We start from the raw sequence: 7,808 nt of genomic DNA on the forward strand, positions 1-7,808 counted from the left end.
CACTTGAGCTTATTAATCAACGACCATTAAAAATCCATCATCAACAGACTGCCATTGAAAGTTTCCGGGCTTGTTCGGATTAAACTTGTAATTTGCCTTATTTAATTAGTGTTGCACTTAAAGTGTAAATTCAAGTTACAAAAATAATCGTTCAAAATGCTTATCACACAAAATTGATACACGGATGGTGATCCATTCCTATCGACGTCTGTGAACCAAAAAAGTAACCGTGTGGAGAATGATGGCTAGCAAAACGAAGAAAATAATGACAAACATTCCCCAGTTAACCCAAAAGTTCGTTTGGACTAACACACCACTGAGGGCGCGTTGAATGCCCATGGTAATTAAAGACATCACGGCAATTATGCAGAAAAGTTCAACGTAGCGTTTCATTGTATTATCATCTCGTTTCGATTTTTGTGGTAGACGGGCGCCCCATTTGCGGCAAAGTTGAAGTTTGCTTTCGGGAATGTGGTCGCCATTTTTAAAAGTATTAGGGCAGACAATTTCATGAATTTTAATCACGCCAGCCGCAGACATGACACGATCAATCTGTTTAAACGTTTCATCAGTAATGCCCGTGAAGAAGTTGTTAATGGGACTAATGTAACAGTCTGTAATGGACAGATAATGTTTGTTTTTGAAACGGGCAGGGTGGGCATCACCGACATGATCGATGCGAACCAAACGCCAACGTAAACAGTCCAAAAAGTTCTTTGTGACACCGGATAAACCGCCCCAAAATGTTGGTGCAGCAAACACCCAGACATCACTGGCCAATAACTTTTCGGTGAGCTGATCTAAAACTGGATTTGGCTGACCCTTAATATCTGGACGAATATCATAGTCCTCCAAGTAAATCGTTTCAGTCTCTGTGGAATCAGGCACTGCGGCCAAAGTTGTGGCAAGCAACTTTGCGGTCACACCGTGCTGTTTATGAGCGCCCAAGATACCGAGCACTTTCATCAAATCGTCTCCTAGGTTTTTTGTGATTTAAAATTTATGTAAAAGAGTCTGAATTGCCTTTATCACCTGATAAATCAACGTTTATGACGTGCTTTATATATTTACTTTAGCATATTTATTTAATCTTGTTGACCTTGGCATGTAACATAAATAATCGTTTTGTCAAATTGACAGCGGCGGAATTGTTCACTATACTGTCTTTACATTTGAAATGGGGGACCGATTATCGCATCTTCACTACATCCATATATCCACTTCCCCAACGCTAAAGAAGCGATGGCCTATTACCATGAAGTTTTTGACGCAGACCATCTATTCCGCATTCCGGTAACAAAGAACGCAGCGCGGGATTTAGATTTAATTGATACTGATTTAAATAACTCAACGATGCATGGTGGTTTTGAAGTCATGGGCTCAGAAATTTTATGTGCCGATGACTTCATGAATCAACCACAGCATGCGACAAACATTGCGATTTTACTGGAATTTAACGCTGATGATAATGCGGACGTGGTCAAGGCTCAGAAGTTTTTTGAACATGTGGCCAACTCTGGTCGAGTACGTGTGACTGAACCATATACGAACGCTTATTTTGGCGGCAAACGTGGCGAGTTCACCGATGAATATGGTGTTAACTGGATCGTTAATTGCCGTCCACATGACTGGGTTCAAAATGCCCCCGTTATTGATGAAGCGCCAATGAATGAACCAGCGTAATAAATTGAATAGTCATTAAACGAGTAAACCTCGTGCAACTCTGTTCTAAGCGACAGTAATTGCACGAGGTTTACTCGTTTTTTATTCAGGTTGTTTTTGGAAGAAGTGGGTTGTGGCATATTGTAGTGTCTCAGTTAAAAAGTTGACTGCTTCTTGAGCCGCGGCCGAGTTTGGACAAACCATATCAAAACCGTGGAAGCAACCTTCCATGACCTTGCTAAAGGTTGGGACACCGCTATTCTTAAGTTTCTGCAGATACAGCATTGTTTCGTCACAAAATGGTTCGACATCGCCGATGAACGTGCACGTAGCTGGCAGACCGTGGAAATCAGTCGCCCGACTGGGTGCTGCATAAATTGGGACTTCGTCTGGCGCAAACTGATTGTCCAAGTACATCTGCCATGCAAGTTTGTTGGATAATGTATTCCAAACAGGGGCGTCATTGTTTTGCGACGACTCTGTCAGCATGCGGTCATCCAGCATGGGATACAGCGGCACTTGAAAGGCGATACCAACGTCTCCGTGATCGCGGTTATACAATGTCAATGCGGCAGTCAGGCCACCACCAGCGCTGGCCCCAGCGACCATAATTTGATCGTCGCGCATGCCATTACTCGCCACCATGACGTTGAAGCCATTTTAAGGCAAGGTAGGCATCATTTAGAGCAGCCGGATAAGGTGCCTCACTTGCCAACCGATAATCTGGGGCAACAACGACTGCGTTGGTGGCATTGATAAAACGTTGAATGGCAAACGCCTCTGTTTCGGGTCGTTCCATAACGTAACCACCGCCGTGCAAATAGAGAATGCCGGGAACGTTGCGAGGTCGATTCAACGATGTATACACGCAGAGGCGCAATTGACTACCATCGGGACGGTCAATGAAATGCTGTTCATAGCTGAGTGATTGATGACCAATGCCCCGTTGCGCCCCCGTAAGGGCATTGATAACGTGAATTTTAGTTGGCGTCAAATAAGGTACAACTCGACGGGCAATATGCCCAAACCGTTGTAATTCAGGTCGAATCATATCGTCTGAAACGTGCATGCTAATCGCCACCCTTTGTGTGCGAAGCTGATAATTCGTTTCGCCTGTCAGTTTCGGCCTGTTGTTGCCGGAACGCTTCAAGCCGCTGGTGCGCTAGGTTCATTTGAAAGACCAATAAAACGTTAAATCCTAAACTGAGGATGAATAGCAACTTTTTCATAAGCACGCGTCTCCTTCGTTTGATAACGATTACGATGTTAGTTTCAATTACGGTAATTATAGACCAGATTATCAAATGAAGGTTCAGCGAAACTTAAATGATATCTGTTAAATATGGTAATTGAAAAAAGGTGGCCAGAATCCGCAAAGTAAATACGCAGAGTACACCTGCTAGAGCTAGAACAAGTGCTATTTTCATTCCACGACTAGGCTGTTTACGAATGTTGATGAGCATGTACAGGAGCGCACCAACCGGTACGATTAAGCTGAACAAAATCGGCACATACACTAGAATTGGGTGAACGGTACCTGGGACAAGCTGGACAAGTGTGAAAGCAATTGTTAGCGCAAATACAATTGTCAGGACAAGTGTTGCTAATGCGATTTTTAAAATTGTAAACACCTTAGAGTCATGCGAAATTTTTGTCATCATTGTAGTGTCTCCTTTAATTAAATCGTCCAAAGACAAATCGAAAAGAGTACTTAACCGAATTAGATTTTCGATATCCGGCAACGTTTTGCCAGTTTCCCATTTCGAAATGGATTGACGTGAAATATGAAGCTCATCGGCAACGGCCTGCTGTGATAAATTGGCTTGTTGGCGAGCAGCTTTTAATGCAGTGGCTAATTCCATAAGTTGCTCCTTTCTTAATGAGCAAAGTGTCGCATGATTTACTGAAACTGGGTAGCACCTAATGGGCGCAATCGCGTAATGACGGCATTTGTTTGTTCCTGTTATTATGTCATAAGTATGGTAATGAAGTAAAAAGGTAGTGAAATAATACAGGTGAAATTTTCAGAGATGATTTAAGAATATGCAAACGAAGAATCAACAATATTAGTTTAAAATATGCACGCTTATAATTATCTTTATGATATAGTTCGTATTTTACGGTATTTACACGACAAAAAATTGTGATATGATAATTACCATTACCATTACACGAACTTATTCTTGAGGAGGATTTCAAGCAATGCCAATTACCCGTGAATTTACTAGTGGTTTACCCAAAGCGGAACTACATGTACATACTGAAGGAACACTGGAACCAGATTTGAAGTTGAAATTGGCACAAAGAAATCATATCGATATCGGTCAACAGACCGTGGAAGAAGTTCAAAAAACGTATGATTATAACGATTTGGCCTCGTTTTTGGCCGTGTATTATCCAGCAATGGATGTTTTACAAAAAGAACAAGACTTCTATGACCTAGCTTTTGCATATTTGCAACGAGCGGCTGCTAGTAACGTTCGGCATGTGGAAATGTTCTTCGATCCACAGGCCCACACCAGTCGTGGGATTGCGTTTGAAACAGTGCTTCACGGACTGCATCGCGCAATCGTTGATGCTCGAGCACTGAATATTGATGCAGCATTGATCATGTGTTTCCTGCGTGACTTTACTAGTGAGTCTGCTCGACAGACTTTGAATGAAGCATTGCCATACAAGGATCAGCTGGTGGGTGTCGGATTGGATTCTGACGAACACAACAATCCGCCCCTTAAGTTTGCACGTCAGTTCGCTGATGCGGCTGCCGCTGGTCTGCATTTAACTGCTCACGCGGATATTGACCAAAAGGATTCTATCGAGCATATTCGACAGGCACTTGAAATCATTGGTGTCGAACGTTTAGACCACGGCACGAATATTGTCGAGGATCCGGATTTAGTCGACTTTGTAAAGAAACAAAATATTGGGCTGACTTCTTGTCCACTGTCCAATGCCTTTATTTCCCCTGAAATGAAGGGTAAAGAAGTACTCGAGTTACTGACAAAGGGCGTCAAAGTTTCGATTCACTCAGATGATCCTGCTTATTTTGGTGGGTATATTGCCGATAACTATTATGCAATTGCCAGTAAATTTGATTTAACGAAGGAACAGGTCGTTCAATTGGCTAAAAATTCGTTTGAAAGCTCATGGATTAGCAAGGAACAAAAGGCACTTTACCTGAAAGAATTAGATGAGTATGTAGCAACTCATTAGTATATGGAGTGTGGATACAAAAAATACGGATTGACTAGCCTCATTTTGAGAGCTAACCAATCCGTATTTTCATTTGATGTTTATTTTAGTAAACAGGCCAATTTTCACCTTGAGTGGCTGGATCAACAATTCCAATGCTGTCATTTGCCGCGACTGTCGGGTCGGCAACAGTTTTCAACACGACATCAGGGATGCTTTGGCGCGAGACAGAAACGCCGACGTAAGGTTCATGACGCGTTGTGATGCGATAATTAATCTTGCTACGGTCATTTAGTCAAGGCAAACGAAGCGTTGTGTAAGCGAGGTCTGATTTTGATAGCAATTTGTCAGCATTAATGTCGCCGGGAATGATGATTGCTATTTTTATCAAGAAGTCTGAGACAGAGGTGTAGCACATTTTTTTGCCAAGATAGGTTAATTTTAAACGATCAGTAATGATATTTAAGCTGGAAGATGGTTATGGCCGCATCGGTCACGCTATAGACAATTTGATTTTCTTTATCAATTCGTCTTGACCATGTTCCTGATAACTCATATGTTAGCGGTTCAGGTTTTCCCAATCCAGCAAAAGGCTGCCGTTGAATATCATTGATAAGCTTATTGATTCGTTTTAGTGTCTTTTTGTCTTCTTGTTGCCATGCGACGTATTCATTCCAAGCTATTGGGGAGAAAACAATATTGAACTTAATCATTTTGGAGGTTCTCCCATTCCTCAGGTGTCAGAATGTGACCTTGACCGCGATCAATTTGATTTAGAGAGGTTTGAAGCGCTTTTCGATTAGCAGATGTTGCTAATAAATAGTTTGTTTCTTTTAGGGAATTATATTCTTGTTCGCTGATTAAAACGACATTCTTTTGCTTAGGGCGCGTTATAATCAGCGGTTCGTTAAGGTCGCTAACGTCATCAGCATATAATTTAAAGTTTTTTCGAAAATCGCTGACACTAGTTGCAGAGATATTTACTGCCATGAAATAGACCCCCTTTAGATAGTTTAGACATAGCATAACTCAGGCCTCGATTTATGTACATTTTTATGTACATAAATCGAGGCCTTGAAATAATACACTTATTGGAAAGGGGACATTCCTATATTGTCTATCAGGAAGGATGAGCATGATTTTTTAAAATCTTGTTTGTGTTTCCTGAATGCGATTTTTCCACACTGGTTTGGCATCGTCGTGTTCGCGACCGCAGAAAGCTGTGCCTAATCAAAAATCGATCATTGGCAAAATGCGCCAACGACCGATTTTCCATTAGTGCTCGCTTCCTATCGCGGTTGCTCACACTGGTTTAAACTCGTCGTGCTACCAAACCCTGAAATTTCCGCCTAACAAAATAAGAACCATTAGCCAAAGTGCGGCTAATCGTTCTTATTCCGTTAGTGCTCAATTTCAGAACGGGTTTGTCCGCACTGGTTTTACTTGTTATGAACGAAGTCAACGACGTTACGGCCAACAACCTTGTTGTCCATTAATTCTTGGATCATGTCGTTAATTTCTGATAATTTACGAGTCTTAACGATTGGGTGAACCAAACCTTCAGCACCGAACTGGAATGTTTCGGCTAAGTCTTGGCGAGTACCAACCAATGAACCAGCTACGACGATACCATCAAGAACCGTCTTAGCGATGTTCAACTTCATGTCACCTTGTGGTAAGGCAACGGCAACTAATTTACCATCGGGACGGAGTGAGTCAACGGCTTGGTCGAAGGCTGCAGTAGTAACAGCAGTAACCAAGGCAGCGTGAACACCGCCAACCTTTTCCTGGATTTGCTTGTCAACATCACCATCGTGACGGTTGATCAGCAAGTCAGCACCGGCATCTTTAGCAGCTTGCAATTTGTCAGGGTTACCATCAACGGCAACAACATGGGCACCAAATACGTGTTTAGCGTATTGGATAGCCAAGTTACCTAAACCACCGGCACCAACAACAGATACCCATTGGCCAGGCTTTACGTCAGCAACTTTGATTGCTTTGTACATCGTAACACCGGCACAAGTTAAGGAAGTTGCTTCAACAGGGTCCAAGCCATCTGGAACCTTAACGGCGTAGTTAGCGTCAACGATAACTTGTTCAGCCATCGCACCGTCAACAGTGAAGCCAGAGTTTTCAACGTTACGGCAAAGTGTTTCACGGCCAGTTAGGCAGTATTCACAGTGGCCACAGCCCTTGAAGAACCAAGCGATAGATACACGGTCACCAACTTTAACAGCATCAACGCCATCAGCAACCTTAGAAACGATCCCAACACCTTCATGACCGATAATCCGGCCAGGCTTTTCGCCAAAGTCACCGGCAGCAACGTGAAGGTCAGTGTGACAAAGGCCACAGTATTCAACATCTACTAAAGCTTCACCAGGTTTTAAATCACGTAATGTAACATCTTTAACGTCAACAAATCCGTCGACTGGTTCTCTAACAACAGCAGCTTTCATGAAGCAATCTCCTTTATGTGTCCTTATTTGTTTACGTTTACATCATAGCAGGCAAACGGTTGAATTTAAAGTGAATAAATGAGCATTTGTAAATTTTTTACATGTTTTTAATTTAAACGTAAACGAAACGAAATTTACAAAAAGGCGATACACGAATTTTAAGTAAGTAACTTTCATAAATATTCTTGTGAAGAAATATCAATTAACCGTCCATAGGCGACCTAATCTAGGCGTCGTGATAGAATGAGATAAGTAGGACAAACGAACTTAAAGGAGTGGATTTTTCTGTCATCCCAACGTTCAGAAGTTAAATTTAGCTGGTTGTTTGTAGCATCCATGTTGAATAACAGCGGGGCGAGTTTCTTATGGCCACTAACGACGATTTATCTACATAATTGATAGATTGTAAAATTAATCCGAACGCTGTTCGGACAAAAAAGATCAGCTTCCTTTAAAATGGTGTTTACCACAAACCCATCTTTTAGGAGCTGA

The 7,808-nt window shown here is 42.0% G+C and carries 10 protein-coding genes; 2 read left to right on the forward strand and 8 right to left on the reverse strand.

Going from position 1 to position 7,808, the window contains the following annotated elements; all coding sequences use genetic code 11:
* Nucleotides 1–198 precede the first annotated feature (198 nt).
* Nucleotides 199–966 (reverse strand): flavodoxin family protein, encoded by a 768-nt coding sequence (locus GB992_RS07830; protein WP_161001938.1) that lies wholly within the window; start codon nucleotides 964–966, stop codon nucleotides 199–201.
* A 249-nt stretch (nucleotides 967–1,215) separates the two neighbouring features.
* Here GB992_RS07830 and GB992_RS07835 point away from each other — a divergent pair, with 249 nt between their 5' ends.
* A complete protein-coding gene (locus tag GB992_RS07835) occupies nucleotides 1,216–1,683 on the forward strand; it encodes a VOC family protein (RefSeq protein WP_347877377.1) in 468 nt (155 codons plus the stop codon).
* An 81-nt stretch (nucleotides 1,684–1,764) separates the two neighbouring features.
* Here the strand turns inward: GB992_RS07835 and GB992_RS11865 are convergent, their stop codons facing one another.
* From GB992_RS11865 to GB992_RS07850, 4 genes are all read right to left on the reverse strand, one after another.
* Nucleotides 1,765–2,289 carry an alpha/beta hydrolase fold domain-containing protein gene (locus tag GB992_RS11865; protein WP_284142938.1) on the reverse strand — a complete coding sequence of 175 codons (525 nt, stop codon included), beginning with the start codon at nucleotides 2,287–2,289 and terminating at the stop codon, nucleotides 1,765–1,767.
* Nucleotides 2,290–2,293: 4 nt separating this feature from the next.
* Nucleotides 2,294–2,731, reverse strand: a complete 438-nt coding sequence (locus GB992_RS11870) for an alpha/beta hydrolase (RefSeq protein ID WP_284142939.1) — start codon at nucleotides 2,729–2,731, stop codon at nucleotides 2,294–2,296.
* A 1-nt stretch (nucleotide 2,732) separates the two neighbouring features.
* Nucleotides 2,733–2,891, reverse strand: a complete 159-nt coding sequence (locus tag GB992_RS07845) for a hypothetical protein (RefSeq protein ID WP_161001940.1) — start codon at nucleotides 2,889–2,891, stop codon at nucleotides 2,733–2,735.
* A 93-nt stretch (nucleotides 2,892–2,984) separates the two neighbouring features.
* On the reverse strand, nucleotides 2,985–3,524 hold the full coding sequence (locus GB992_RS07850; protein WP_161001941.1) for a helix-turn-helix domain-containing protein: 540 nt from the start codon (nucleotides 3,522–3,524) through the stop codon (nucleotides 2,985–2,987).
* A gap of 340 nt (nucleotides 3,525–3,864) precedes the next feature.
* On the opposite strand from GB992_RS07850, the gene add reads away from it, so the two are divergent.
* Nucleotides 3,865–4,875, forward strand: a complete 1,011-nt coding sequence (gene add, locus GB992_RS07855; RefSeq protein WP_161001942.1) for an adenosine deaminase — start codon at nucleotides 3,865–3,867, stop codon at nucleotides 4,873–4,875.
* 428 nt (nucleotides 4,876–5,303) lie between these two features.
* On the opposite strand, the gene GB992_RS07860 is transcribed toward add, so the two are convergent.
* The 3 genes from GB992_RS07860 to adhP all read right to left on the reverse strand — a co-directional run bounded on the left by GB992_RS07860 (nucleotide 5,304) and on the right by adhP (nucleotide 7,316).
* The gene (locus GB992_RS07860) at nucleotides 5,304–5,567 is read right to left on the reverse strand and encodes a Txe/YoeB family addiction module toxin (RefSeq protein ID WP_161001943.1); all 264 of its coding nucleotides are present in this window, start codon (nucleotides 5,565–5,567) and stop codon (nucleotides 5,304–5,306) included.
* Nucleotides 5,560–5,844, reverse strand: coding sequence for a type II toxin-antitoxin system Phd/YefM family antitoxin (locus GB992_RS07865; protein WP_161001944.1), 285 nt, complete (start codon nucleotides 5,842–5,844; stop codon nucleotides 5,560–5,562). The genes GB992_RS07860 and GB992_RS07865 overlap by 8 nt, the downstream gene beginning before the upstream one ends.
* 449 nt (nucleotides 5,845–6,293) lie before the next feature.
* Nucleotides 6,294–7,316, reverse strand: coding sequence for an alcohol dehydrogenase AdhP (adhP, locus tag GB992_RS07870; RefSeq protein WP_017261594.1), 1,023 nt, complete (start codon nucleotides 7,314–7,316; stop codon nucleotides 6,294–6,296).
* Nucleotides 7,317–7,808 lie beyond the last annotated feature (492 nt).

The sequence above is a fragment of the Furfurilactobacillus milii genome (assembly GCF_009863985.1).
GTDB classification, from domain to species: domain Bacteria; phylum Bacillota; class Bacilli; order Lactobacillales; family Lactobacillaceae; genus Furfurilactobacillus; species Furfurilactobacillus milii_A.

What these genes read in the sequence shown, in the direction of transcription:
- GB992_RS07830 (WP_161001938.1), bottom strand. Translation starts at nt 966, where the DNA reads ATGAAAGTGCTCGGTATCTTGGGCGCTCATAAACAGCACGGTGTGACC.
- add (WP_161001942.1), top strand. Translation starts at nt 3,865, where the DNA reads ATGCCAATTACCCGTGAATTTACTAGTGGTTTACCCAAAGCGGAACTA.
- GB992_RS07860 (WP_161001943.1), bottom strand. Translation starts at nt 5,567, where the DNA reads ATGATTAAGTTCAATATTGTTTTCTCCCCAATAGCTTGGAATGAATAC.
- GB992_RS07845 (WP_161001940.1), bottom strand. Translation starts at nt 2,891, where the DNA reads ATGAAAAAGTTGCTATTCATCCTCAGTTTAGGATTTAACGTTTTATTG.
- GB992_RS07850 (WP_161001941.1), bottom strand. Translation starts at nt 3,524, where the DNA reads ATGGAATTAGCCACTGCATTAAAAGCTGCTCGCCAACAAGCCAATTTA.
- GB992_RS11870 (WP_284142939.1), bottom strand. Translation starts at nt 2,731, where the DNA reads ATGCACGTTTCAGACGATATGATTCGACCTGAATTACAACGGTTTGGG.
- GB992_RS07865 (WP_161001944.1), bottom strand. Translation starts at nt 5,844, where the DNA reads ATGGCAGTAAATATCTCTGCAACTAGTGTCAGCGATTTTCGAAAAAAC.
- GB992_RS11865 (WP_284142938.1), bottom strand. Translation starts at nt 2,289, where the DNA reads ATGCGCGACGATCAAATTATGGTCGCTGGGGCCAGCGCTGGTGGTGGC.
- adhP (WP_017261594.1), bottom strand. Translation starts at nt 7,316, where the DNA reads ATGAAAGCTGCTGTTGTTAGAGAACCAGTCGACGGATTTGTTGACGTT.